Origin of the sequence: Brachyspira catarrhinii (assembly GCF_005518285.1) — a bacterium.
GTDB lineage: Bacteria > Spirochaetota > Brachyspiria > Brachyspirales > Brachyspiraceae > Brachyspira > Brachyspira catarrhinii.
Map to the genome: position 1 here is coordinate 1 of NZ_SJDU01000706.1, position 638 is coordinate 638.

Genomic DNA, 638 nt, shown 5'->3' on the forward strand with positions numbered 1-638 from the left:
TAAAAATTTATTTCTAAAAATTTATATTCCGTTTGTGATTATTACGATTATTGCTTTAGTCGTTTTACAAATTCTTGGCTCTAAAAAGCGAATTGGTTATTTGGCGGATTTCAATTTGAATATTGAAAAAACTTTGGAATTAAATAATTTAAATGACATTAAAGAAAATTTTATTATTGATAATGAATTGGACGAAGAAAGCATAAAAAATTATTTGACTACTAATGAAAATATAACAAATTATATTTATCATTTTAGAATTAGATATTATGACAAAATTTTTAGAAACAATGACATTTACGGAGTTTATGTTGATTTATCTAATCTGCCCGATTATATGAAAAATGCGGAAATGGAAGAAGGAGGCAGTCCTTATGGGAATTTTATTTCCGATAGAAAAATTATTGAAGAAGAAAAGATTGATGTTAATTATATTTTGAAAATAAAATCTAAAATACCAACAACGCTTTATTTTATATTGGCTTTAGTATTGATAATATATTTTTATAACGATATTAACAACTTTATTACAAATACAAATATATTTAAAAAATACGATAACTTTTTTACCGAAAAAAGATTTATTATTTTTATTGGATTAGTATTATTTATATTTCAATTTTGGCTTGGTTTTCCTG

Annotated in this window: 1 pseudogene; it reads left to right on the plus strand. The window is 22.1% G+C overall.

The features are described 5' to 3' along the window. Positions 1-638, plus strand: a pseudogene (locus tag EZH24_RS14455) (hypothetical protein); the annotation flags it as partial.